Here is a 24,769-nt window from a genome sequence, read left to right on the forward strand (position 1 = left end):
GCTGGATCTCGCGGATCATCGCCTGGCCTTGGGTTTCCACGCGATCGAGCGGCAGGGCGGCGCCTGCTGGCGCTGGACGGATGGGCAGGCGCTGTTCGACTTCGGACCGAGCGAGGTCGAGCGCGTGGTGACAGTAACGGTCACCGTCATCGCGGCCGCACAGGACTGGGCCGTCGCGGCCTAGCACCGCAGTTTGACTCACGTGTCATGCGTTATTTTTGAGCGGCAGCCTGATGAGCCCGTCGCCAGAGTGACCACGCGATGACGCTGGCGGATCGACGCCTTGTCGAGAAAGACGCTGAGCGACACTCCCGATTTCCTGAAGCGACCACGGACGAGGCCGGGCGGTTTCTGGCTGCGCGAGGTTCTTTTTTTTGGAGGGGGAATCGGCTTATTCGTCTGATGGCGGATGGCGGCCATTATCGCGAAGACAAGCATGACGAGCGAGCCATGGGGATGCCAGCCGTGCCAGGGTCTGGAGGAGTGCTCGGCTTTTTCTATTGGGGCTTCGCGTGCCGCATCGCCGTCCCCCTAACCCGCAAGTCAGGGCCGTATGTCTAACTCGGGGACACGATGCTCCTAACGCTATTGCCCGCAACAAAGGCGGCCAGGGTTGGCCGAAGTGTGCCCTGCTCTTTCAGGTGCCAGAACACGCCGTGGTCAGATGGAACCATTATGACATCGGTGTTGGGCATCTCGCCCAGCCGCTCTGCCACCGCAACGTCATAGGGATCTTTGTCGCCGAGAATTGCCTCGATGGCGGTTGTGCGATTCTGCGCCAACATCTCGATCAGGGAGGGATAAGTAGGTTTTCTTGGCTGCATGTGTCTGAGGCTCATGGATCCTGGCTGCAATAACTCTATCTCAGGCACCGACGCCAAAACACGAGCATGGCCTACCGCCAATCCGGCCCCGATGGCCGCGAAGCCGCCCATCGAATGACCGAGGAACAAGAGCCGCCTCTAGGGTTCCTCATCGCTGAGGCGTTTGCAGAAGTCGAGCAATTCCGAAAATGAGCCAGCGACCGAAGGGACGCCGGCCTGATACCAGTCGTTTCTGCCCGAATTTAAGAACAATTTACTGCATCGAAGGCCGCTGAGATAATGGTAGTGCGACTTGATGCTCAGTGGCTGATTTATGTAGGCGAATATAATCAATAGGATATCGGAGCCGATCTCATCTTCGTAGAAGCAATACTCAGAGTCGAAGTCAGATAATCGTATTTTATCTAAAATTTGTGTCGACACTGTCTCTCTTTCGCGATCCGATGTGCGGTCATTTCTAGACCAATCACAGACCGTAACAACGCAATAATCTTGCGACAAGATTTTAATTTCCGCATCTACTGGGGCATCTTGCTTCCGGAGCCGCCTTCTCGAAACCCTGCACGCAGGGAAACGGGTCACCTCTCTCTCAGGTGAACATCCCGCTCTAGCGGCGCCACAGCCTGCGAACCGCGCCGGACAGGCCGAAGATCGCAAGAGTCATGACCAATACCGACCCCGTTACGATCTCCTGCTCCTCCGGCGTCATGCCCGCCAGGCCGAAGGCGTTCTGGACGAAAGCCAGCACCAGTAGCCCGATGAGCACACCCGGCAGCGTTCCGGACCCACCGAAGATGTTGACGCCGCCGAGAACAACCGCCGTGATCACCGGCAGTTCGAGGCCCATGGCCGTATCGGAGCGTGCGCTGGCGAGATATGCGGTCAGCACTATCGCCGCCACCGCCGAGACAGCGCCGGAAGCGACGAAGACCCCGAGGATGGTTCGGCGCACGTCGATCCCAGAATACCGCGCCGCCTCTCGATTATTGCCGATCGCGTAGATCGCGCGCCCCCAGCGGGTCACATGCAAGAAAATCGCGAATGCGCCGAACAAGGCGAGAAAGAGTAGGCTGCTCCAGGGGACTGGGCCGTTGCCGATGGTTCCGAAGCCGAGCGATTGATACCAGTCCGGGAAGCTGCTGACCCCGCGTTCCTTGAGCATGATCTGCGCGATCCCGCGATAGAGCGCGAGCGTTCCGATGGTGACGACCAAGGATGGCAGCCCGAAACCGACGATGATCAGGCCATTGACGAGACCGGCCAGCGTGCCGACCAGGAGGCCCACCACCATGGCAAGCTCCACCGAAAACTTGTGCTCCAGGCAGACGGCCATGCTGGTGGCGCAAAGTCCGACGATGGATCCGACCGAGATGTCGATTTCACCGGTGACAATGACCAGCGTCATCGGCAGCGCCACAATGGCGACCGGCGTTATGCTCGCCAGCGCGATCGAGATATTCGATGACGTGGCAAAATACCGGGAAACATGCGTACCTAAAATAAGGGTCGCGCATAAAACCAGCAGGAGGAACGTTTCCCATCGCACGAAAAGCCTGAGTGGGAAGCTCACGACCTCACCCCCGTCATGATCGCGACCGGGCCAGCCGGGACCGGCGTTCGCTTCGCTCCGCCCGGCGGGCCAGCCGGCTGTAGAAGATCACCGTTCCCAGGATCGCCGCGCCGATAATGGCTTGCAGCCAGAATTGGCTGACACCGATCAGCTGCACTCCATTTTGCAGCACCGCGAAGATGATCGAGCCGAGCGCCGCCCCAAAGACCGAGCCGCTGCCGCCGAAGATGCTCACGCCACCGACGACCGCCGAAGAAATCGTCTGAAGTTGCAAATCCGGGGCGATCACCGCATCCACCGTTCCGAAACGCGCGCCCCAGAGCACGCCGACAAGACCGCAGAGCACACCGGACAGAATAAAGACGCCCGCGATGTGCCGCCGAACGGCGATGCCGGCGAAACGGGCGCCCTCCGGATTGCTGCCGAGGGCGTAGAGGTTGCGGCCAAACCTGGTGAAGCGCGCCATCCATCCCAGGGCGCAGGTCAAGCCAATAGCGAGCCATACGAGCAGCGACAGGCCAAGGATATGGATCTCGGCGATATGGCCGTAGCTGTCGGGGAGCACGGTGGCGGAGATCTGGCGCCCTCCGGCCAGCGCTATGATGCCACCGCGATAGATCGCCAGGGTTCCGAGCGTCGCGACGATCGCCGGGATGCGCAGCCCCGCGACCAGCAGCGCGTTGCCGGCTCCTAGCAGGCCGCCGACCACGCAGCCGATCAGCGCCACCCAGAGGATGGAAGCATGCGGGTGGACAGATAGCCAGTCGGCGGAGACGAAGGCACCCGTGGCGACCATGGCGCCGACGGACAGGTCGATCTGCCGGGCGATGATGATGAGCGCCTGCCCTAGTGCGACGATGCAGACGAGCGTCGCGGAGAGGGCGACCTGTTCGAGGTTGGCGCTTTCCAGAAAGCGCGGCTCGCGCAGGGTGACCGCGGCGCAGATGATGGCAAGCGCGAAAATCAACGCCAGCTCCCTGACACGCAGCAACCGCGCAAGAACTCCGCCCTGGCGCGAGCGCGCAAGCCGACCCGGCCCGGATCCGATGCCGGTCACGCAGCACGCGGCGGCTGAGCGTCCGATGAACGTGGCGCGTGGGCCGCAGCGAGGAGCAGCGCCTCGCGGTCGAAAGCACCGCGCCTGGATTCCATGGCGATGCGACCGTTGCGGAAGACGAGGATGCGGTCGGCCATTCCCATCAGTTCCTCAGCGTCATCGCTAATCATGATGATCGATAGGCCCTCCGTCGCCAGCTGCGAGATGACGCGATGGATTTCCGACTTGGCCCCGACGTCGATGCCACGGGTTGGTTGATCGAGGATGAGAAGACGCGGACCCGGAATCAGCCACTTCGCCAATAGGACTTTTTGCTGGTTGCCACCGGAAAGCGTGCCGGTTACCTGCTCGATCCCGGTCGCCACGACTCGCATCCGCGCGGAATAGTCGGTAGCAATCTTTTTCTCTTCGTCGCGACGCATCAAGCCGAAATGGCCGCAGAGCCGTCGCAGCACGGGCAAAGTCTCGTTGGCGCGGTTGGTGAAGGGAAGCACGAGGCCCTGATTGTGCCGGTCTTCAGGCACGAGCGAAATACCCAGTCGCATGGCGTCTCGCGGCGAGTGGGGTCTGACGGACGCGCCGGCAATCTCTATTTCGCCTTCGTCTGGCCGAACGATGCCAAACAGCATGCTCGCAACCTCGGAACGGCCTGCACCGACAAGGCCGAAGAAGCCGAGGATCTCGCCGGCGCATACTTCGAAATTCACATCTTCGACGAAGCCAGCGCCGGAGAGTCCGCGAACCCCGATGACGGGCGCGCCGATTTTCGCCTGCTGCTTGGGAAAGAACGCCTCGAGCCTGGTTCCGATCATGGCGCGGACGATCAATTCCGGCGTGAACTCCTCCACCGGTGCCGTAATGACGTGCCGGCCGGAGCGAAGCACCGTCACGTCATCGCTGAAGCCTAGGATTTCGTCTATGAAATGCGTGATGAAAAGTATCGCGACGCCTTCCACCTTCAACCTGCCGACCAACTCAAACAGACGGTCCACTTCACGACGAGAGAGTGCAGAAGTTGGTTCGTCCAGGACCAGCACGCGTGCGTTGATTGAGAGTGCCCTGGCAATCTCGATGGCCTGGCGTTCCGCGACACCGAGAGCCTTTACGGGTGTCAGAACATCGAGAGCGACGCCGAGACGCAGGAGCAACTCATTCGCGCGGCTGATCATGCCGGGCCAATCGATTCGCCCCATCCGGCGCGGCTGCCTCCCGATGAACACGTTTTCCGCAACGGAGAGATCCGGAAACAACGCAGGATGCTGATGGACGACGGCAATGCCTTGGCGTTGGCTGTCGGCGGCGCCGAGCATTTTGATGGGCACGCCATCCTTCAGAATCTGTCCGGCGTCAGGCTGGTGAATGCCGCCCAGCATCTTGACCAAGGTGCTTTTGCCGGCACCGTTCTCGCCTGCCAAGGCGTGAACCCGTCCTGCGTCTAGCGTGAGATCGACGCCGCCGAGCACCTCGATCGCGCCGAAGCGCTTCGTGACTCCGTGCAGTTCCACAACAGGAGGCATCTAGCCGCCCCTAACAGCAAAATACCCGGGAGCCACGTTGCCGCGCGCCCCGGGCAGCGTCGATGACATCAAGATCCGACGGGACACGTGCTCGCCGCGATTCTTCGCGAGCCCTCAGAAGTTGAAGTCCTTGTAGTTTTCGGCGGTGAATTGCACAGGCTCGCCGGTGACAATTTGTCCGTTAGCACCAATCACGTATTTCCCGGGCCACTTGCCCTGAGTGATCGTGATGGACTCGCCGGGCTTGCCCTGGATCTTGCCGTCAACCAGAGCTTTCGCAGCGTAATAGGTCACGTAGCCGAGCTTGATCGGGTTCCACAGATAGAAACCGTCGATCGTGCCGTCGAGCATGTATTTAGCTGTGATACTCGGGACACAATTGCCGGACACCTTGATCGCGCCATGGCCTTTGTTGACCGATTCAAGCGCCCGCGCGACAGCGGGAAGGCCCGGACAGGTCGGCGCGAAGATGCCGGCGAGATGCGGATATTTCGTGGTCAGCGCCACAGTGGCGTCGAAGGCTTTCTGCTCATTGTCGTAGCCGTAGACAGTATCGACGACCGTCAGGCCCTTATATTTGCTGATCTCGTCCTTGAACGCGGCAATCCAGAGATTTTGGTTCGCGGCAGTCGGCTGGGCGGAGACGATGGCAACCTGGCCCTGCGGATTTGGTCCGAGGGATTTGATCAGCAGGACGGCGCCGAAGCGGCCGATGGCATCGCTGGTCGCCTGGTTGACGAAGAAGGGGCGCCCGCCCGAGGAATCCGCATCGAAGGTGAGAACCTTGGCGCCGAGCCGCTCGGCACGCTTCATCGCGGGAACGACGGCATCCGGATCGCTGGGCGCCACAGCGATCGCCGGGATGTGGCGATCGGCAAGGTTGTTGATGATATCGACCTGGGCTTGCGCGCTCGATTCCGTCGGGCCGTAATTCTTCACACTGCCGCCGATTTCCTTGGCGGCGATCTCGGCGCCAGCCAAAGTCGCCTTGTAATATGGATTTGTGCTGGACTTGATCACCATGGCGAGCTGGAAGTCGTCCGCTTGCGCTTTAGGCGACAGCAGCCAGGCCGGGAGCAACGCCGCGGCGGTTGCTGCACCGATGATCAGGGCTCGAATAGCTTTGCTGGCCATCAAACGTTTCCCTTTATTCTTTGTTTTGTCAGACCCGTCCGTACTGCTCGCAGGCTTATAGTGTCACGCTGCTCGCGCGTCCCAGACGACCTGCATCTACCCTCCGACGATCGGGGTGCGCAGGAATTTGCTCTCCGCAGTCCCGGTTCATCAATGCATGTTATCGATATCTTATCAAGAGGCGAGGAAGGTCCGCACGGGTTCCCCTGGCGTTAACCGATCCGCCATTGTTGACCGGCTCGCAAATCTGTTATCGATATCAAGGGATGCGTGACGAATCGCTCACGCTGCGATCATTCTGGAGGGCGACACATGCGGACAAGGGAATTCGGTCGTACCGACCAACAGGTCAGCGAAATCGGTTTCGGTTCCTGGGGCATCGGCGGCGGCCAATGGGTTGACGTCGAAGACGGTGAGGCGCTCGGCGCATTGCATGCGGCGCTCGACCTCGGCGTCACCTTCATCGATACCGCAGATGTCTATGGCGACGGCCGGTCCGAGAAGCTGATCGCGCAGGTCTTGAGAGAACGCGGCGGGCCGCGCCCCTTCGTTGCCACCAAGGCCGGCAAACGCCTGCCCGCGCAGGAGGTGGCCGGTTATACGCCCGAGAATTTGCGGATCTGGATTGAGCGGAGCCTGCAAAACCTCGAGGCCGAGACGCTGGATCTGGTGCAACTCCACTGCCCGCCCACCGACCTATTTTATCATCCGGAGGTCTTCGCTGCCCTCGATGACCTGGTGAAGGACGGCAAGATTCGAAACTACGGCGTCAGCGTCGAGAAGATCGAGGAGGCCATCAAGGCGATCGAATATCCCAACGTCGCCAGCGTGCAGATCATCTTCAACATTCTGCGGCAGCGACCCGCCGAATTGTTTTTCGAGCTGGCAAGAAAGAAGAAAGTCGCGGTCATCGCCCGCGTGCCGCTTGCGAGCGGGTTGCTGTCGGGCAAATTCAATAGCCAGTCCCGCTTCGATCCCGCCGATCACCGCAACTTCAACCGCGATGGCCAGGCCTTCGACGTGGGTGAGACCTTCTCGGGCGTTCCGTTTGAGAAAGGCTTGGAGATCGTCGAGCGGATCCGCCCGCTGGTCGGTGACAAGGCCACGATGGCGCAGTTTGCACTGCGCTGGATCCTCATGCACGAGGCAGTCACGGTCGTGATCCCCGGCGCGCGGACTGTCGCCCAGTCACGCGGCAATGCCGAAGCCGACGATCTGCCGCCTCTATCGCCGGAGATCATGGCGGAGCTGAAGGCGATCTACGATCACGACGTGAAGCCTTATGTACACCAACGCTGGTAGAAGCACCGGCCGCCCCTGCTTTCGTTACGGGCGGACTGGCTAGGATGCATCCGGCGGGCAAGCCGCGCCGGTCTCAGCCGACCATGGCCGACGTGGCCGAGCGCGCCGGGGTCTCGACCATGACCGTGTCTCGCGCCTTGCGAAAGGGCGGCTCGATCGCGGCGGAGACCCAGCGCCGGATTATCGCCGCTGTCGATGAGCTTGGATATGTTCTCGATCAAACAGCCGGAACGCTGTCGTCGAAGCGATCTGGCTTCATTGCCGCTTTGATTCCCTCAATCAACAACTCGAATTTCTCTGATACGGCGCGTGGCGTCACCGAGGCTGTCGAGGGGAGGGATTTGCAGCTTCTCCTCGGCTACACCGACTATCTGGTGCAGAAGGAGGAAAGGCTCGTGGAGTCTATGCTCCGGCGCCGGCCCGAGGGAATCATCGTCACGGGTGGTCGCCATACCGAACGCACGCGACGCCTGCTGCTCGATGCTGACATTCCAGTCGTCGAGACCTGGGACATACCGGCCGATCCCGTCGGACATGTCGTCGGCTTCTCCAATGCGGATGCGGCGGGCAAGCTGGTGCATGATCTGCACGCCCGCGGCTATCGCAATATCGGCTTCATCGGAGGCAGCAGCAATCGCGACACGCGTGGCGCCGACCGCCGCCTTGGCTATACACGCGCGATCGCCGAGCTTGGGCTGCCGCGCAGCCGCGTCATTTCCTTCGGCAAGCCCCCGATCTCGATGGAGCAAGGCGGGCAAGCAATCGTGCATCTCATCTCGCAATGGCCTGATGTCGATGCGGCCGTCTGCGTTTCAGACCTCTCGGCGTTTGGCGCCGTCATGGAATGTCACCGGCGAGGATGGTCCGTACCGGGACGGATCGGCATCGCGGGATTCGGCGACTTCGAGGTTTCGCGCTGCTGCCACCCGCGGATCACCACGGTCTCCATCGACGGTTTCGGCATCGGCCATGCCGCAGCCGAGCTGCTTCTCAGAGCCATCGAAGGCCGGCGCAGGCAGACACCCATAGCACCGGAAGTCATGCTCGTGCCGTTTCACGTCATTCAGCGCGAGAGCACATGATTTCCCTCTCAACACTCAGAACAGCAATCGAGAAGACGCCCTTTGAGCCATGCGAGACAGCATAAGCTGGAACATGTCTCGCTCGAGACCAACCGTCACGGTAGCCTGCCGATAGCGCTCCGCAAGCAGCCTCCATATTGACCTGGGGAACGACTACATCGAAGCTGGCTTCTGGAACCGGAATTGCGAATCCAATCGACTGGAGCGCCTGTGATGAACAACGTTGCGTCCCCCGCAATTGACCCGGTCGAACTCACGCTGGAGCAGACGCAAGCCGCTTTCGCAAGTGGCGCGATCACCTCCGAAGCGCTGACGCAGGCTTTCCTGGACCGCATCGCCACCTACAACACCCATTACAATGCCCTTTGCTTCATGAACCCGGACGCGTTGGATGACGCGCGGGCGATCGACCGTCGCCGGGCGGCCGGCGACACCCTCGGCCCGCTCGCCGGTGTGCCCGTTGTGGTGAAGGACGCCATGGACATGGTGGGTTTTCCTACCACCGCCGGCTGGCGTCTGCTCCACAGCAAAACCGGCGGCGTGGACTTGATGCCCGCCACCGATGCGCCCGTGGTTGCCCGGATGCGGGCAGCGGGAGCCATCATTCTGGGCAAGACCAATATTCCCGTCCTCAGCCACACTGGAAGCCACGCGAATGACAGCTGGGCGGGCCCGACTTACAATGCGGTCAATCGCGAATTCCTGCCGGGCGGCAGCAGCGCAGGCACTGCGACCGCGGTCGCAGCAAGCCTCGCCGTTCTGGGCCTCGCGGAAGAAACCGGCGGATCGATTCAGAATCCAGCGGCCGCGCAGGCCCTTGTAGGAATCAAGCCAAGTTTCGCATTGGTGCCGAATACGGGTGTCGTGCCGCTGTCGAGCTACCGCGACGTCGTGGGACCGATCGCGCGCTGCGTGCGCGACGCGGCGTTGACACTCGACGTGCTGGCCGGCTTCACGACCGAGGACCCGAAAACCGTCGCTGGGGTCGGCCACATTCCCCGTGGCGGCTATAGTTCCAAGCTTAGCACCACAGCGCTGCAGGGCAAACGCATCGGTCTCTACGGTCCCGGCTGGCGAGACATGCCGCTATCCGACGAGACCATCAGCCTCTATGAGCGGGCGAAGGGCGAGTTGATCGCGCAGGGTGCGGTGCTGGTGGACGATCCCTTCCTGGGAACCGGCTTCGTCGAGATCCGTCAATCGACAGTTCCGCACGATACCTACGATGCTCGTGGTCTCGAATCCGTGCCCTACGACCTGACGAAATACCTGGAGCGACTGGGACCAAACGCGGCGCTGAAGACCTTTGCCGAATTCGCGGCCGCGACCGCGAAGGAGAACGCCTTCGAGCCCGGCGGAGTGCTTAGCTTCATGCCCAACCTGCCGCAGTTCAACGACTGCCTCGCCGACCCGACACGGCCGCCCAATCTGTCGGAATTTATCGCGGCGAAGACGGCCTATCTGGAGATCTTCGAGAGCGTCGTTGCGGAACATAAGCTGGATGCGCTGGTCTTCCCGCAGATGCGCAATGCGTTGAAGCCCCTGCATGGCGGTCAGCGCATCGACGAGACGACGGTAAGTGAGATCAATATCGCTGGCCTGCCGGGCGTCACGATGCCCGCAGGTTATTACGCCTCTGGCGCACCCTTCTGCCTGATCTTCGTGGGCCGCATGTGGAGCGAAGCGGATCTGCTCGCCTATGCCTTCGCCTATGAGTCCGCGACCAAACACCGCCGCGCGCCAGTGCTCAGCCGCCCCTGAACCTGTCTCGCATGCCGAGCCGCCAGAGGCCGCGAAGGGTACGCGTGATGGGAATGTTAGTCTTACGCACTTCTTAGGCGCGGCGGGTGTTGGCGATGCCAATTTGTCGCGCCTTGGTACGCGACCCCCGCTCGCACCAGAAGTGACTCGGCCCAGTGTGCCGATACGAACTGGAAGCCGATGGGCATACCGTCCGGCGTAAAACCACCGGGAAGAGTGATGGTCGGATTACCTGACATGTCGAAGGGGCAAGTGAATTGCAGAAGTCCTTGCAGCACCGCTTCGTTGCCGCCCAAGCGGCCCATCCATTCGACGGTCGGCGAGGCCACGCTCTGGACCGGGACGAGCATCAGGTCGATGCTGTCGAATAGCGTTTTCACCCGGCCGGTGAAGGCATGCCGCCGCAGCATGATCTTCTGGCGATTCCGCCAGTCAGAGCCATCATCCTCTGCCCTCGGGTGCAAACCGATGGCTTTTCCGCGCATAGCGAAGAAAACAAGGGCGTCGTAATTCTCCGCAGCAAGAACGTACATCGCACAAGTTTTAAGGCTCGCGGCAACCGCCTCTTTCACCGATCGCACCAGAGACTCTTGAAGCAGAGGCTTTTCGTCCTACCTCCGCCCTCCTTTCCGGCGCTGTCGCCAACACTTGCGCAAACGGATTTGCGGGTATATACACGCGTTATGGTCAATCAGTGTTATTGCATCGCCCTAAGGGCGGCAGCGCGAAAGGCGACGTCGATCTACGATACCGCGCTCGAGCCAACCGGGGTTAACATCGCGCAATTCAGCCTTCTGCGCAGCATCAAGCGGGCGACTGCTGTTTCGCTGACTGAACTCGGTCGGGTGACCGACCTAGACCGCTCGACGGTCGGCCGTAACGTCAAAGTGCTCGAGCGCATGGGCTTGGTAAGGGTCGCCGCTGGCAGCGACCAAAGGGAGGCGACCGTCACTCTGGACGACGCCGGGCATGACGTATTGCGTTTTGGCGCGCCGCTTTGGGCTGGGGCGCAAAGGAAGATCGAGGCAAGTCTCAGCCCGGCAACCGCGGCGCATCTCCTGGCGTCGCTCCAATCGCTCTAACATTTGGACTGATGCGGGTAGCTACCCTAAATGGAGTGAGGCCATGCCGATAGAGAAGATCAACCGGCGAACGGGCCGGTCTGGGCGGGAAATCACGAAGAGCCCGTTCGGCAAGGGTCAGGTGCGGCATGCCAGCTGATGCGGCTGGAAATCTCTCACCGCGGGGCACGGACGTGATCTCGACCCGGCTGGCGGCCTATCTCGCGAACCGCGGCATCCATTATGGCTGGGTGGTCGCCGGGACGACCTTCCTGGCGATGCTCGCAACCTCGGGCGCCATGGGTGCGCCGGGTGTCATGATTGCGCCACTACAACACGAGTTCGGCTGGCAGAACGCTGATATTTCCTCGGCGATGGCCGTGCGGTTGCTGCTGTTCGGCCTCATGGGACCCTTCGCGGCGGCGTTGATGAATCGGTTCGGGATAAAGCGCGTCGTCACGGTCGCGCTGCTTCTCATCGCGGGCGGCATCCTGGGCTCCTTCGTGATGACCCAGTTGTGGCAGCTAGTGCTCTTCTGGGGCGTCGTCATCGGGATCGGCACCGGCATGACAGCGCTGGTGTTGGGCGCGACAGTCGCGACACGCTGGTTCTCGAAACGGCGAGGCCTCGTCGTCGGGCTCATGACCGCGAGCAACGCGACCGGTCAGCTGGTGTTCCTGCCACTCCTCGCGGAACTCACCACGCGGTTCGGATGGCGAACCGCCTTGTTTGTCGTAGCCATCATGCTCCTGGCGGCGATGAGCCTCGTACTCCTCCTCATCCGCGACCGGCCATCGGATGTGGGACTCGCACCTTTCGGAGATGATGGGCCGGCCTGGGCGCCTGAAGCCGCACCGGTCCACGGGCTTCGGACATTGTTGATCTCGCCAATCGCTGCGCTACGCGAATCGGCGCGCAGCCGCACCTTCTGGATATTGTTCGGCACCTTCTTCGTATGCGGACTAAGCACCAACGGCCTCATTCAAACGCATTGGATCACGCTCTGTGGAGATTTCGGGGTTGCTCCAGTTGGAGCGGCCGGGATGCTGGCGGTCATCGGCGTGTTCGATTTCATCGGCACGATCCTGTCGGGGTGGCTGTCCGACCGTTTCGACAACCGCTGGCTGCTGTTCTGGTATTATGGCCTGCGGGGATTGTCGCTGCTATATTTGCCCTTCACGGACTTCTCGCTCTACGGCCTCTCGCTGTTCCTGATGTTCTACGGTCTGGACTGGGTAGCGACCGTGCCGCCGACCGTCCGGCTGGCGGCTGATCGCTTCGGAACCGAACGCGCCAATCTCACCTTCGGCTGGATCTTCGCAGGACACCAGCTAGGCGCGGCAACGGCGGCCTTTGGGGCGGGCGCCATTCGCACTCTCACCGGGACCTATCTTCCGTCGCTCTATGTCGCGGGTGCCTTCTGCCTGTTAGCTGCCCTCCTCGCGATCTCAATCGGCCGCCGCCGATCTGGATCGGAGGCCATCCTCGCCCAGGCATCTTGACCGCTACGGCTCTCTGCTTGGGTCGGCCGCGCATATCAAGGATCTGATGCTGCTTGTTCTTTCGCGTGATCTCTTGCGCGAAAGTAGTGGTTCTCGCGATAGTTAGCGCGTTGGGTCGATGGTCAGCGTCCTAAGATGGAGGTCGAGCCGCCTCGCTGTGGCAAGAAGCACGTCGTCCTGGTTTCGCCGCGCGATCAATTGAACGCCGAGCGGCAAGCCCTTGGGGCCGCGGCCGAACGGCAGGCTGATGGCCGGAAGGCCGAGCAAAGTCGCCAGCCGATTGAAACAGGGATCGCCCGTGGTTCCGTATTCCACCGCTTCCCCCGGTGCCGCTGGCGTGAGAAGAACATCAGCGCCCGCGAACATCCGCTCGATGTCGAAGCGGTCGCGATGTTCCAGTGCGCCCAGATAGTCGGCGCGCTGTATCGGCGAATCTTCCAAATACAATTTCAGCAGCGGGCTCAATTGGTCGCGGTGCTGAAGGAATTCAGTGGCCAGTTCCTGACGCAATTCGTATCTCATCACCGTCGCGTGCAGGTTATCGAGAAGCATTGGCGGCGACGGAACCTCTGTAGCCTTGAGACTTTCCGCGAGACGCTCGATGCCAAGCCGCATGGCAGGCTCCGCCGTCATCGCGTGAACGCCGTGGAAAAAGCCAAAGCGCGCTTGAGCATTTCCCAATGGCTCGCCGCCCAGCGCGTCGTGCACACGGATTGTCGTATCCATGTCTTTCGACAGCCATCCGACCGTGTCCAGCGATGGCGAGGTCGACAGCACGCCGGCGCGGCTGAATCGTCCGAAGGTCGGCTTGTAGCCGACGACGCCGCAAAATGATGCCGGCCTCAGGATCGAACCGGCCGTCTGCGTGCCAAGCGCCGCATCAACGTGACCGTCCGCAACGGCGGCGGCCGATCCGCTCGATGATCCGCCGGCCGAATAGGCCAAGTTATGCGGATTGCGCGTGTGTGGCGGATTCAGGAAGGCGAATTCGGTCGTGACCGCCTTGCCCACGACCACTATCCCGAGCGACTTGAGCGTGGCGACCAAGGCCGCGTCACTGAATGCAAGTCGCCCCCGGTAGATCGGACTACCGAACTCGCATCGCAATCCGCCGACATCGATGATGTCCTTGACCCCGAGGGTAAGACCCGCCAGCGGAAGTCGCGATGGCGCGGAATCGATCTCTCGCGCCTGCGCCTGGGCTCCTTCCGTATCGACCTCAGCCCATGCGTGGATGGTTTCTTCCCGCGCCAGGATCCGGGCGAGACTTCGCCTCACCGCCTCACTGGCCGGGCGTTCCCGCCCCGCCTCATCGTGATCGCTCATCTCAAAAGCTTCCACCGCCGCCTGGACGGAAGGGCGGTGGTGTCAACAGCATCTTTGTCACGGCCTCCGGCGTCGGCCCGGCCGGCAAACCCTTTCGCGGCATCCCCGTCAGGAAGGGCCGAAGCTGCTGGAGGTAGATACTCCAGATGCGGCGTAGCTCGGATACAGGATGGTGGTGCTCATCGACCCGCAGATCGACCCAGGGATATTCTTCCGTGTCGAAGACCAGAATGGCGGCGGACTGCTTGCCACGCTTATCGCCGCCGACGGCCTGACCGGCCTCCAGCACCAGCATCAGGCGTTCCGCGAGTTCGGACGCCTCGCTGGCGAGGAAGGCGCGCTCCATCTCCGCAATCACTTCGGGGCCGGTCAACATATTGCCCTGGATCGCGTAACCGGAGCCGGTGACATGGCCGCACCAGGGCGTGCAATCCGCGCCGGTCCAGCTGGCCGACATGCCGCGCGCATCAACCACGCCGATTTGGCGCAGGTTCCGCGATGCGTCCTTCTCAAGGATGGCGTCGAGCGTCTGCGTCGCATCCTGACCATTGGCGAGCGTCTCGATCGCCTGGAAGCCAAGGTAGGGGTTGACCCAGGCCTGCGTCGTGACAGCGCCGACGCCCGGCCTGACATGGGGACATAGCGAGCCCACCGCTGGCACCGCCGTGCTGACAGTGACGCCCAGCATGCCGGTGCGCGGGCAGCGGGCGGCGATGGAGAAGGTATTAAGCTGCATGGCGCCGTCCTCAAACCGCGAGATGATCTTGAATGGCCGTCTCAGCCCCCGGCCCGACCGCGCCGGCATCGACGATCTCACCCCGCGCCAGTACCGCATAGCGCGACGCGACGGACAGGGCGAACCGCACGTTTTGCTCGATGATCAGGATCGTTAGCTCGCGGGTCGCGCATTCGCGGCGAAGCACCTCGCCCAAGCGTAGGATTACCGACGGTTGCAGCCCCTCGGAGATCTCGTCAATCAGTAAAAGGCGCGGGTTGGACAGCAGCGCGCGCGCCATGATCAGCATCTTCTGCTCGCCGCCGCTAAGCGTGCCAGCCGGCTGACGACCGCGTTTGCCGAGGAACGGAAAGAACGCCGTCACTCGTTCCGTGGCGGCGGCGGACCGACGATCGGATCGCAGGCCCAGCCGCAGGTTCTCACTCACTGTCAGATCCTGAAAGATCGCCTGTTCCTGGGGGCTATAGGCGACCGACTGGGCGGCGCGGCGATAGGGCGCCACGCGCGTGACGTCGCGCCCGTGAATATAAATCTGACCATCTCGCGGCGGCAGGAAGCCCATGATGGTTTTGAGCAGCGTGCTCTTGCCCATGCCGTTCTTACCCAGCACCGCCAGCACCTCACCAGGAGCGAGCGTCAGATTGACACCGCGCAGTACCATGGCCTCCCCATAGCCGCTGGTGACGCCGTCGAGTTGCAGCGCGGCCTCGGCCATCACGCCGGTTCTCCAAGGGCCTGGGGCTCGCCCGTGTAGATGGTCCGGACGAGATCCGAAGACACCACCTCCTCAACGCCGCCGTCGAGCACGATCCGGCCTTGATGCAGAACGATGATGCGCGAGCTGATTTCCCGCACGAAGGCAAGGTCGTGCTCGATCAGCAGGATACAAAGGTCGTGCTTGGCGACCAGTTCCATGAGAATGCCGCCGATCACCGTCCGTTCGGGCTTGGTGAGACCCGCGGTCGGCTCGTCCAGCATCAGCACGGTCGGCTCCATCGCCAGCACCATCGCGAGTTCCAGCGCCTGCTTGGCGCCGTGGCTGAGGTGGCGCACGGTCGTCGCCATCTGAGCCTCCAGGCCGGTGGCCCGCACGACCCGCAACGCGGCTTCCGGCAGCCGGATATCGTCGGCGCGGCGCCAGGGTGACAGCGGCTCGATCCGCGAGCGGGCGACACGTAGCGATTCCGCTACGGTGAGGGCATCGAATACGGTCGGCGCCTGGAATTTGCGGCCTAGGCCGAGGTGCACGCAAAGCTCCGGCGCCCTGCGCCCGATGTCGCGGCCTTGCAGAACCACTTGGCCCCCACTGCGTTCCTGACCATCGCTGATGCAGCGAATCAGCGTCGTCTTGCCGGCGCCGTTCGGACCCACGAGGCTGATAAGCTCCCGGCGGCGCCCCGTGAAGGTAATGTCCTCCAGGACATGTAGGCTGCCATAGGCCCGCGCGACCTTGTGGAGTTCGATGGCCGGCGTTTCGGGCAGGATAGCGGTGCTCCGGACAGGCGCCGGTATCAGGCGTGCGGCGACAGCGATCGCCCCTGCGGGTCGCGACACCATCCAGCGAATAAGCGATACCAGCGCTGGCCCCAAGCCTTGTGGCATCGCCACGATCACCACGATGAAAACGGCGCCGATGATCAGTTCCCAGATGAACGGCAGGCTGCCGCTGAGATAGGCGCTGACGAAATCGACCAGCACAGCCACGATCGCCGGCCCGATCAGGGTGCCGCGCCCACCAAGCGCTACCCAGATGACCAGTTCGGTGCCGAACTGGAAATTGCCGAGATCCGGCGCCACGACATCATTGTATCCCGCGTAAGCGAAGCCCGCGAGCGATGCGACCATGGCGGAAGCGACCAGCAGGCCGCCCTTCACCCAGGCGACCGAGATGCCGAAGTAGCGACAGCGTGTCTCGTTCTCGCGGATCGAGACGAGTAGAGAGCCCATATCGCTCCGCACGAAGATCCAGCCGAGCGCGGTTATCACGACGAGGCCGGCGCCCGCGATGCGAAACCACGCCCCGGCGGAAAGGTCGAAGGTGTCGAATCCCGAAAGGCCGCTGCTGGAGCCGGTGAAGTCGCCGCCTGCGTAGATCACCTGCACGAAGACGATCGACAGCACCAGCGTGACAACGGAAACGTAGAGCGCTGAGACGCGAGCGCCGAAGGCGAGCCAGGCGACCAGCATGGCGACGAGACAGGCGACAACCAAGGCTGCCGCCAGCGCCGCGAGGGCCACACCCGGCGAGATCTCGTAATGGGTAAAAGCGAGACCGCAAGCATAGGCACCGATCGCGAAGAAGGCCGATTGCCCGAAAGAGAGAACCCCGGTGAATCCCCAGAGTATATCGACGGTGACGGCGATGCTTCCATACAAGAACGAACGGATGAGAATGCTGACGGAGTAGCGGTCGAGAACGAGCGGACCGCCGGCGACGAGAACCAAGCCGACGACCACAAGAACTGCGAGAAGGCGGAGGTCGCGCTTCAGGCGCTCCGAAGGCAGCCGGACGTCACGCACGGGCGAAACCCGTTGGCCTGATCCGCAGCAGCAAGGCTGCAAGCACCACAATTGTCAGCGCGCCGAGCACCGGATTGCCATAAGTGCTGACCACCACCTGAGCGCCGCCCAAAACAAGCGAGGCCACGGCCAGGCTGACCAACGAAGTGCCGGAGACCATCACCAGCATGAACGCATTGAGCAGCCAGGGCACGCCCATCAGCGGATCGATGCTAAGCAAAGGTGTGATCAGCGATCCAGCCATCGTGGCAAGACCGGCGCCGACGCTGAAGGTCGCGAAACGGACCAGTGCGCTGTTGATGCCGAGGCTCTGTGCCAGGGTCTCGTTCATGATGACAGCGCGCGCCGCGAGACCGAGACGGGTGCCCTGCAAGATACCGGCGATCGCGCCGCCAATCACGAGCGCCACAACCAGCATCGCCAGGCGATAGAGGGAATAGCTGGTGCCGAGTAGTGCCACCGCGCCCTGCAGGGGACTCAAAACGAACTCCGTGCCACGCCCAAAGCCGATGGTGATGAGCTGCACGACGACGATGCTCAGCCCCCAGGTCGCAAGAATGGCATCCAGCGGCCGGCTGTAGAGCGGCCTCACGATCAGCCGCTCAACGAGCATGCCGAGCAGAATGCCGAGTATCAAGGCCACCGGCGGGGCGGCCCATGGGCTCCAATGGAGTTGCGTCACGATCAGCGCCGCATATCCGCCGATCGTGAGGAAACCACCATGCGCGAAGTTGATGATCTTGAGCACGCCGAAGACCACGAGCAGGCCGACGGCCACGACGAAGAGAATCCCTGCCGTCGTAACGACGTCCAGGAGCAGGTTATTCACGTGACAGGATCCTCGTCGCGACCGTCGAGAGACCAGCTAGGATTTCAGCTTCGGACACTGCTCGCCAGGATCGACATTTGGAAAGCTCTGGATGACGCGCACGCTGCCATCCGCGGCGACCTGGCCGAGATACATGGTCAGCGGCGCGTGATGCTGCTTGTCCATCGCGATGGGACCGCGCGCACCGGTAAAGCTGACCGTCGGCAGCGCATGAGCAACCGCGACGGCATCGAACGTACCGGCCTTCTCGACCGCCGCCTTGTAGAGATAGATGCCGTCATATTCGGGCTCCGACAAATCATTCGGAGTCTTCATGTCGGTGCCGAACATCTTTTGCAGGCCGCCAACGAAGGCTTTGTTTTCCGGGTTGTCCAGCGTCGTCAGGTAGGACTGCGACATATAGGTTCCCGTGGCGTCTGCGCCGATCGTCTTCGCCGTGCCTTCATCTACCCCGAGGTTGCCGAAAAGCACCTGAAGGCCCGCGCCGCGCAACTGCTTCGTGAGTGTGACGTTGGGCGCGCCGCCGGCAGTTGAACTGATCAACGCATCCGGATGCGCCGTGCGAAGCTTACTCAATACGGGAGTCCAGTCGGAAGCATCCATAGGGAGATACTCCTCACCGATGACCTTGCCGCCATGCGCTTCTATGTATTTCCGCGTGAAGGCCAGCATCCCGCGGCCGAACGCATAGTCGCTGCCAACGAGGAAGAAGGTTTTCGCGCCCTTCTCCTTCTGGAAGTAATCGACGATGGGTGGAACCTGCTGTTCCGGAACCCAAGCGTCCACATACAGGAAGCGGTTGCACGAACGTCCCTCGTAGGACGAGGTATAGATGAACGGCACCTTGCCACGCGACACGATGGGAAGGCCGGCGTTGCGGGCGGCACTTGTCTCCATCGTGATGATGGCGTTGACATTCTTTTGCAGCACCAATGAGTTGAATGCCTTGACGGCGCCATCCGCTCCGCTGCCGTCATCGGCAACATCAAGTGCCACTTGTTTGCCTAGAATGCCGCCCTTGGCATTGATTTCCGCCACTGCAAGCTTCGCGGCCTGCACAACCGAGGGCGCCACGACGCTGTTGGCGCCGCTCAAGCCGATCGGAATGCCGATCTTGACATCCTGGGCTTTGGCCGGCGACAGGCCAGTGGACAGCAATGCCGCGAGGGTGATCGCTGACGCCGTCAGAAGCCGACGGCGGAACCTGACTGAGAATTTAGCAGCGGGGTTCATCACTTTTTTCCTGAAATTATCGACGGTTTTCTCGCCTTGAACAAAGAGCGGATTGGTCGCCGGATTGACGAAAGGGAAACGCACCTCATCTGGCGTGATCTTGGAGTCGGTCGACGTGATCACGCACGCGTTGCATTCGATCTCGATGATCTCGCCGGGTTCAATGGTCTCGACACAGGCTTCGCCGCGCGGACGGGCCGGGAGCCACAAGGGCCGAGACCGCCACAGCTCCGGCGATTTTGTAGGCGCCGCGCCGAAAACGATCCTACGAATGAGCCGGTCATCGGTAATCTCCAGGTCGGGTGTGCCGAGCAAGCTTCGCAAGCCCCGTGCCAGAAGGTGACGCCTGACGATCAGAAATTTATCCTCGAATAACGAGCGGAAAACCCTGGCTTCCTCGATGCGGGGCACCGGAGTGCGACGCCGGCCGAGCGGTCTCCTCTCTCGAGGCGCCTGTTCAGATATTGTGCACAATGTGTAGAAAAGGGCAGAAAGGCGGCGCATCCTGGATCGGACAGGGCTGGACGCACTTTCTTGGTCGGTGCACAGCGGGCCGCTGTGATGAACGAGGACGATCACATGGGGGATAGGCGACCAAAGACGGCGCGGGACTACGTTGTCGGCACCTTGAGGGCGGAGATCCTGAAGGGCGAGCACCTTGCCGGTACGCGCCTGAGGCAGGAGGGAGTAGCGTCCCGCCTTGGGGTTAGTACGACCCCGGTGCGAGAGGCCTTCCGCGATTTGCTCGCCGAGGGATTGATCGGGCTGGACACCCATCGGGGCGCCTTGGTGCGTGGTCTTACCCTGGCAGACGTTCGCGAACTCTACGAACTGCGGATCGTGTTGGAGCCGATGCTGGCCAAACGCGCGATCGCGCTTGCGACGATGGAACACCTCGACGAGGCGGATACCGTCCAGGCACGCCTATCCGAGGAGCAGGACCCGGAACGCTGGGCAGCGCTCAACGTCGACTTCCACCGGCTCCTGAACGCCGGCGCCTCGGAAGGGCGGCTGCCGCGGATCGTTGCCAGCCTTGCCGAGGCCGCAGGGTCCTACGTGTCCCTCTCGATGCATGCAACGCCGGAACTGATGACCCTGAACAACGCGGACCATATCGAACTTCTGCGCCTCTACCGGCTGCAGGACGAGACAGGAGCCGCGGCAAAGACCGCCGCGCACCTTGAGCAGACCCTGCGCGCGATCGAGCGCGACGTGCAAAGCCGGCAGATGACGCTAGAGCACGCGACCGTCCGAACCTGATGGGGCTTGGCTCCAAGGTTTTGACAACTGGCCTCTCGCGACCAAGTAGGAAACCTCCAGGCAGCCGAGGGGTGCGTGACAACCGATGACCTCTTTGGCGCTTCTGTTATTCATCCCGCTGTCGCTAGCTCTGAAATATCCGCTCGGTGCAGGCCCGATCTGGCTCTTCGTCAGCGGCGTGATCGCCGTTGCCGTCCTGGCAGATTGGGTTCGCAAGGCAACTGAGCAACTGGCCGAGCGGGCGGGCAGCGCGATTGGCGGCCTGCTCAACGTCAGTTTCGGCAGCATCGCCGAACTGGTGCTGGCGCTGTTCGTTCTCGCCCACGGCCAGGCATCAGTGGTCAAGGCGCAGATCACCGGATCGATCATCGGAACCAGCCTGCTAGGCCTGGGGTTGGCGATGCTGGTAGGCGGCCTTTCGCGGCAACGACAGACCTTTAACCGCGCCAATACCGGCCTGTTGTCGACTTTGCTGATCCTGGTCGTGGTCGCCCTGCTACTGCCGGCGATCTTTGATTTGCGCGCTCATGCCGGCATGCCCGACACGGCGGCAGTGGATGAACGGGTCAGCATCGGCGCCTCCATCGTGCTTCTGCTGCTTTACGGAGCCAACCTCGTCTTCACCCTAGTGACGCACCGGGACGTCTTCGCGGGGGATGAGCAGCGCGGCGCCCCCGCCTGGAGCCTGTCCCGCTCGCTAGCGGTGCTGGTCGTCGGCACCGTCTTCATCGCGCTCGAATCCGAACTCGTCTCGGATGCGGTCGAGGCAACGGCGACAACACTCCAGGTCGCCCCGGCCTTTCTCGGCATCATCGTGCTGGCACTGGTCGGCACTTCGGCTGATCTCTTCGCTGCGGTGGCCTTTGCACGGCAGGATCGCATGAGCATCGTCTTCAGCATCTGTATCGGCTCGGCCATCCAGATGGCGCTGGTGGTGGCGCCGATCTTGGTTCTGGCCTCATGGCTGATCGGCAGCCCAATGAACCTGGTCTTCGATCCGCTGGAGCTGTTCGCCATCGGCGGAACCGCCTTCATCGTCCGCGCGATCGCCGCCGACGGCGAGACGACCTGGTTCGAGGGACTGCTTCTGGTCGGGGTCTATGTGCTGCTCGGTCTGGCCTTCTTCTTCGTCGGATCAGCCTGAGCCATCACTCCACTACCTCGGTTGTGACACGAGGCGCCCCCGATGAGGTCTGGGCTCCGCAGTTATGGCGCTTCCGCAACAAACAGGACTTGGCGGATTCGATCGTCACGATGGATAGCCGGTAACGCAGGCAGCGCAAATCTCGCGTAGTCCCGTGTCCACACTCCGCCAGATCGGCATTCGTCCCTTCAACAACCGTCGTCGACCTCAGATCTTTGGTCGCATTCACCAGAGCGGGCGCATTGTCCGCAGTGGTCGTGATTGCTCGCATGGAGTTGCATCAGGGAGAGTGAAGCGACGGCATTGCGGAGCGAGTGACGGCGGCCGAGCGAAGCCGAGCCAAGTTCGAGACACGAGAGGATTACCTCACGCGTTAGCCGCCCGTACTTGCATGTTCAGGTGTGGACACTTCAGGGTATGAGATATAAAAAACTTTTGCTACCAAAAAATGTCGTTCCTGTTAAACCGTTCGGATGGCACATCGGATCGTGGCGTTCGGAATGCGTTTTGCTGCCTGTGCAACGGAGTTTAGGCTGTGGCCGATGATGAGCGCGTAATTAGCAGAATTATTGACGTTATTCGGACTTTGGAAGGAATGACACCGGACGTACTGGCCAAGGTGACCCCTCAGACAAATATCGTCCGGGATCTCAACCTTGATTCAATAGCTGTGATGGATTTCATCCTGGAGCTTGAGGTCAAGTTCAATACCGTCATTTCGCTGGATATTGTTGCCGGTATCGAGACGATAGGAGATTTGGCTCGCGTGCTCGAACCACAATCGGCGCAGGTCACTCAGTAAAATGCTTGCGAAGTATGAGCACCTTAAGCAAGCCTATGCGCGCGTGCGCGACGAAAGACAGGACCCGTTCAACGTTCATTTCGAAAAGATCTCGTCTCCAACGCAGGGAATAGTCAACGGGCGGCCCGTCCTTCTCCTTGGCACGAATAACTATCTCGGGCTGACCTTCGATGCGAGCTGCGTGGCCAAGGCGACCGAAGCCCTTCGGTTGGAGGGCACGGGCACCACGGGCTCGCGCACGGCCAACGGCACCTATAGCGGTCACAAGATGCTGGAGCAGAAGATCGCGGACTTCTTCGGGCGCGCGGCAGCTATGCTCTTTACAACGGGCTATCAGGCCAACCTGGGCATGCTCACGGCGCTCGCGGGGCGCGAGGACCATTTGCTACTGGACGCGGATAGCCATGCCAGCATCTATGACGGGGCCCGACTGAGCGAGGCCTCGGTCACTCGCTTTCGGCATAACGATCCCGATGATCTCTTTCGCCGCCTTAGAATTCTAGCCGACCTGCCAGGAGACAAGTTGATCGTTGTCGAGGGGATCTACAGCATGTTGGGCGACATCGCGCCGCTGAAGGAAATCGCCGCGGTCAAGCGCGAAACCGGCGCTTATCTCCTCGTAGATGAGGCGCATTCCTTGGGGGTGCTGGGCGAGCATGGCCGCGGCCTCGCCGAGCAAGCCGGCGTCGAAAACGATGTCGATTTCATTGTCGGAACATTCAGCAAAAGCCTCGGCAGTATCGGGGGATTTTGTGTTTCAGATATGCCCGACTTTGATGTTTTGCGATTGGCGTCGCGAGCGTATATGTTTACCGCGTCCCTTCCCCCTTCCGTTACCGCGAGCGTCACGCAGGCGCTTGAGGTGCTTGTGGCTAAGCCGGGCCTGCGCAGCGATCTGGAACGGAATGCCGCGCGTCTCTATGATGGTCTTGCTAAAGCAGGCTTTCTACTTGGCCCAACCGTTAGCCCAATCGTATCGATACGATTCGATAGCCCCGAGATCGCGGTTGTCTTCTGGAACAAGCTTCTGGCTCTCGGGATCTATGCCAATCTAGCCCTGCCGCCGGCGACGCCGGGACGCCAATCGTTGCTGCGGAGCAGCGTCAGCGCTGCCCATACCAGCGCCGAGATCGAGTTTGCGATTAAAACGATCACGACCGTCGGAATCGAACTCGGCGTCGTCCAGCACGCTCGCGAAGCCTTTCTCCCGGCAGCGCAATAGGCGCTAGCGTTGCATCCTTAAGCGGCGCAGACGCCAAAGCAAACTTGGCGCTGCCAAAATCGGATGGCGTCGCTGCCAGGGCGTTACCGTCAGGTGTATGCCGCTGTGGCGCCGGATCTTCCAAACTACATAGTCGACGCCGCCTTCAAACGTGAAGATGGCCTTCATGATCCGCATCAGGTTGAGCGGTTTGCCCCACAGGCGTCGCAAAACCCAGCCGAGCGGCGGTTGCGGCTTCCCCTCACGGACGAATGGCGCCAGACTCTCGGCACGCACCGCTGACAGTGTGCTCTCAAACCATTCGACATTCGCGCCGTAGAGAAGTTCCGGCTGGCTGTGCCTTTCGGGTCGAATTTCCGCCCGATAGGTTTGGGCGAACAACCCTTGCCAGGCATCTGCGGGCGTATCCGATGCTCTGCTCAGCTTGAGTGCCCAAAGAGCCGCGGTCCGGACGGCCTGACTAAGGATCGATTCGATCCGAATCCGGGTCGGCTCATCCCGTGCATAGAGAAGCGACGCCGGCTGGGAAAAGCGTGCCCAAATCGTGGTGTCCCAGGACGTCCGCCGCACACGGGCGCCGAACTGTCGCTCCGACATGATGGCGACTTTGGCGCGAACGCCCTCCTGGCCGGGCGGCGGCGTAAGTAGAACGACATTCGGAGGCAGAAGTCGGTTGAGCAGAGCTGCGATGCGCCGGCCGTGGAACGCGCGGTGTCCACTGTGCAGAACATAGAGATCGAGCAGGCCCGACATATCGCCCGTACGCCGGCAGGAGCCATAAAACAAAACCGCGTTCACGCTGTCTCCATGACGGCGGATGATCTCAGCGGCGAGTGCCTGAATCTCAGGGGGCGGCGGTCTCGCCAGCTCCGCGGCCACCAGATCTT

The 24,769-nt window shown here is 61.9% G+C and carries 24 protein-coding genes; 10 read left to right on the plus strand and 14 right to left on the minus strand.

All coding sequences use genetic code 11. The features are described from left to right. Positions 1 to 184: hypothetical protein (locus GSQ92_RS00005; RefSeq protein ID WP_159012807.1), on the plus strand; the 184-nt coding region annotated here is incomplete at its 5' end. A gap of 14 nt (positions 185 to 198) precedes the next feature. Here GSQ92_RS00005 and GSQ92_RS00010 read toward each other — a convergent pair. The 6 genes from GSQ92_RS00010 to GSQ92_RS00035 form a co-directional block, all read right to left on the minus strand. Continuing rightward, on the minus strand, positions 199 to 438 hold the full coding sequence (locus GSQ92_RS00010; protein ID WP_159012808.1) for a hypothetical protein: 240 nt from the start codon (positions 436 to 438) through the stop codon (positions 199 to 201). 119 nt (positions 439 to 557) lie between these two features. Beyond that, positions 558 to 953 (minus strand): hypothetical protein, encoded by a 396-nt coding sequence (locus GSQ92_RS00015; RefSeq protein ID WP_158800782.1) that lies wholly within the window; start codon positions 951 to 953, stop codon positions 558 to 560. A gap of 478 nt (positions 954 to 1,431) precedes the next feature. Further along, positions 1,432 to 2,394: an ABC transporter permease gene (locus GSQ92_RS00020; RefSeq protein ID WP_158800783.1), complete on the minus strand. Its 963-nt coding sequence runs from the start codon at positions 2,392 to 2,394 to the stop codon at positions 1,432 to 1,434. Between the two features lie 13 nt (positions 2,395 to 2,407). Continuing rightward, positions 2,408 to 3,361 carry an ABC transporter permease gene (locus GSQ92_RS00025; RefSeq protein WP_158800784.1) on the minus strand — a complete coding sequence of 318 codons (954 nt, stop codon included), beginning with the start codon at positions 3,359 to 3,361 and terminating at the stop codon, positions 2,408 to 2,410. An 86-nt stretch (positions 3,362 to 3,447) separates the two neighbouring features. Next, complete coding sequence (locus GSQ92_RS00030) at positions 3,448 to 4,968, minus strand: sugar ABC transporter ATP-binding protein (protein WP_158800785.1); 1,521 nt, start codon at positions 4,966 to 4,968, stop codon at positions 3,448 to 3,450. 114 nt (positions 4,969 to 5,082) lie between these two features. Beyond that, a complete protein-coding gene (locus GSQ92_RS00035; RefSeq protein WP_158800786.1) occupies positions 5,083 to 6,102 on the minus strand; it encodes a substrate-binding domain-containing protein in 1,020 nt (339 codons plus the stop codon). A 312-nt stretch (positions 6,103 to 6,414) separates the two neighbouring features. Here GSQ92_RS00035 and GSQ92_RS00040 point away from each other — a divergent pair, with 312 nt between their 5' ends. The 3 genes from GSQ92_RS00040 to GSQ92_RS00050 all read left to right on the plus strand — a co-directional run bounded on the left by GSQ92_RS00040 (position 6,415) and on the right by GSQ92_RS00050 (position 10,247). Further along, on the plus strand, positions 6,415 to 7,404 hold the full coding sequence (locus GSQ92_RS00040; RefSeq protein ID WP_158800787.1) for an aldo/keto reductase: 990 nt from the start codon (positions 6,415 to 6,417) through the stop codon (positions 7,402 to 7,404). Between the two features lie 44 nt (positions 7,405 to 7,448). Beyond that, a complete protein-coding gene (locus GSQ92_RS00045; protein ID WP_254066536.1) occupies positions 7,449 to 8,486 on the plus strand; it encodes a LacI family DNA-binding transcriptional regulator in 1,038 nt (345 codons plus the stop codon). A 213-nt stretch (positions 8,487 to 8,699) separates the two neighbouring features. Then, complete coding sequence (locus GSQ92_RS00050) at positions 8,700 to 10,247, plus strand: amidase (RefSeq protein ID WP_158800788.1); 1,548 nt, start codon at positions 8,700 to 8,702, stop codon at positions 10,245 to 10,247. Between the two features lie 62 nt (positions 10,248 to 10,309). Here GSQ92_RS00050 and GSQ92_RS00055 read toward each other — a convergent pair whose 3' ends face one another. Beyond that, positions 10,310 to 10,819, minus strand: a complete 510-nt coding sequence (locus GSQ92_RS00055; protein ID WP_254065419.1) for an amidase family protein — start codon at positions 10,817 to 10,819, stop codon at positions 10,310 to 10,312. Between the two features lie 111 nt (positions 10,820 to 10,930). On the opposite strand from GSQ92_RS00055, the gene GSQ92_RS00060 reads away from it, so the two are divergent. Together GSQ92_RS00060 and GSQ92_RS00065 are read left to right on the plus strand one after the other, a co-directional pair. After that, complete coding sequence (locus GSQ92_RS00060; RefSeq protein WP_158800848.1) at positions 10,931 to 11,329, plus strand: MarR family winged helix-turn-helix transcriptional regulator; 399 nt, start codon at positions 10,931 to 10,933, stop codon at positions 11,327 to 11,329. A gap of 128 nt (positions 11,330 to 11,457) precedes the next feature. Beyond that, positions 11,458 to 12,810 (plus strand): MFS transporter, encoded by a 1,353-nt coding sequence (locus GSQ92_RS00065; protein WP_216849847.1) that lies wholly within the window; start codon positions 11,458 to 11,460, stop codon positions 12,808 to 12,810. Positions 12,811 to 12,912: 102 nt separating this feature from the next. Here the strand turns inward: GSQ92_RS00065 and GSQ92_RS00070 are convergent, their stop codons facing one another. From GSQ92_RS00070 to GSQ92_RS00095, 6 genes are read right to left on the minus strand one after another with little or no spacing between them, the layout of a single operon-like run. Next, the gene (locus GSQ92_RS00070) at positions 12,913 to 14,136 is read right to left on the minus strand and encodes an amidase (RefSeq protein ID WP_158800789.1); all 1,224 of its coding nucleotides are present in this window, start codon (positions 14,134 to 14,136) and stop codon (positions 12,913 to 12,915) included. Position 14,137: 1 nt separating this feature from the next. After that, positions 14,138 to 14,872 carry a DUF1028 domain-containing protein gene (locus tag GSQ92_RS00075; RefSeq protein WP_158800790.1) on the minus strand — a complete coding sequence of 245 codons (735 nt, stop codon included), beginning with the start codon at positions 14,870 to 14,872 and terminating at the stop codon, positions 14,138 to 14,140. A gap of 10 nt (positions 14,873 to 14,882) precedes the next feature. Further along, positions 14,883 to 15,587: an ABC transporter ATP-binding protein gene (locus GSQ92_RS00080; protein ID WP_158800850.1), complete on the minus strand. Its 705-nt coding sequence runs from the start codon at positions 15,585 to 15,587 to the stop codon at positions 14,883 to 14,885. Next, complete coding sequence (locus GSQ92_RS00085; RefSeq protein ID WP_254065421.1) at positions 15,587 to 17,392, minus strand: ABC transporter permease subunit; 1,806 nt, start codon at positions 17,390 to 17,392, stop codon at positions 15,587 to 15,589. The genes GSQ92_RS00080 and GSQ92_RS00085 overlap by 1 nt, the downstream gene beginning before the upstream one ends. Further along, entirely contained in the window at positions 17,385 to 18,221 is an 837-nt protein-coding gene (locus GSQ92_RS00090; RefSeq protein ID WP_158800791.1) for a branched-chain amino acid ABC transporter permease, read from the minus strand. Before GSQ92_RS00090 ends, GSQ92_RS00085 begins: the two co-directional genes overlap by 8 nt. A 36-nt stretch (positions 18,222 to 18,257) precedes the next feature. Next, positions 18,258 to 19,664, minus strand: a complete 1,407-nt coding sequence (locus GSQ92_RS00095; RefSeq protein WP_216849849.1) for a substrate-binding protein — start codon at positions 19,662 to 19,664, stop codon at positions 18,258 to 18,260. Between the two features lie 369 nt (positions 19,665 to 20,033). On the opposite strand from GSQ92_RS00095, the gene GSQ92_RS00100 reads away from it, so the two are divergent. The 4 genes from GSQ92_RS00100 to spt all read left to right on the plus strand — a co-directional run bounded on the left by GSQ92_RS00100 (position 20,034) and on the right by spt (position 23,882). Then, a complete protein-coding gene (locus tag GSQ92_RS00100; RefSeq protein ID WP_158800792.1) occupies positions 20,034 to 20,714 on the plus strand; it encodes a GntR family transcriptional regulator in 681 nt (226 codons plus the stop codon). A gap of 85 nt (positions 20,715 to 20,799) precedes the next feature. After that, positions 20,800 to 21,858: a calcium/proton exchanger gene (gene cax / locus GSQ92_RS00105; protein ID WP_158800793.1), complete on the plus strand. Its 1,059-nt coding sequence runs from the start codon at positions 20,800 to 20,802 to the stop codon at positions 21,856 to 21,858. A gap of 535 nt (positions 21,859 to 22,393) precedes the next feature. Continuing rightward, entirely contained in the window at positions 22,394 to 22,660 is a 267-nt protein-coding gene (locus tag GSQ92_RS00110; RefSeq protein ID WP_254065422.1) for an acyl carrier protein, read from the plus strand. Between the two features lies 1 nt (position 22,661). Then, entirely contained in the window at positions 22,662 to 23,882 is a 1,221-nt protein-coding gene (spt, locus tag GSQ92_RS00115; protein ID WP_158800794.1) for a serine palmitoyltransferase, read from the plus strand. A 3-nt stretch (positions 23,883 to 23,885) separates the two neighbouring features. On the opposite strand, the gene GSQ92_RS00120 is transcribed toward spt, so the two are convergent. Further along, positions 23,886 to 24,761 carry a hypothetical protein gene (locus GSQ92_RS00120; protein ID WP_158800795.1) on the minus strand — a complete coding sequence of 292 codons (876 nt, stop codon included), beginning with the start codon at positions 24,759 to 24,761 and terminating at the stop codon, positions 23,886 to 23,888. Positions 24,762 to 24,769 lie beyond the last annotated feature (8 nt).

Source organism: Acidisoma sp. S159, assembly GCF_009766125.1.
In the GTDB taxonomy this organism is placed as follows: domain Bacteria; phylum Pseudomonadota; class Alphaproteobacteria; order Acetobacterales; family Acetobacteraceae; genus Acidisoma.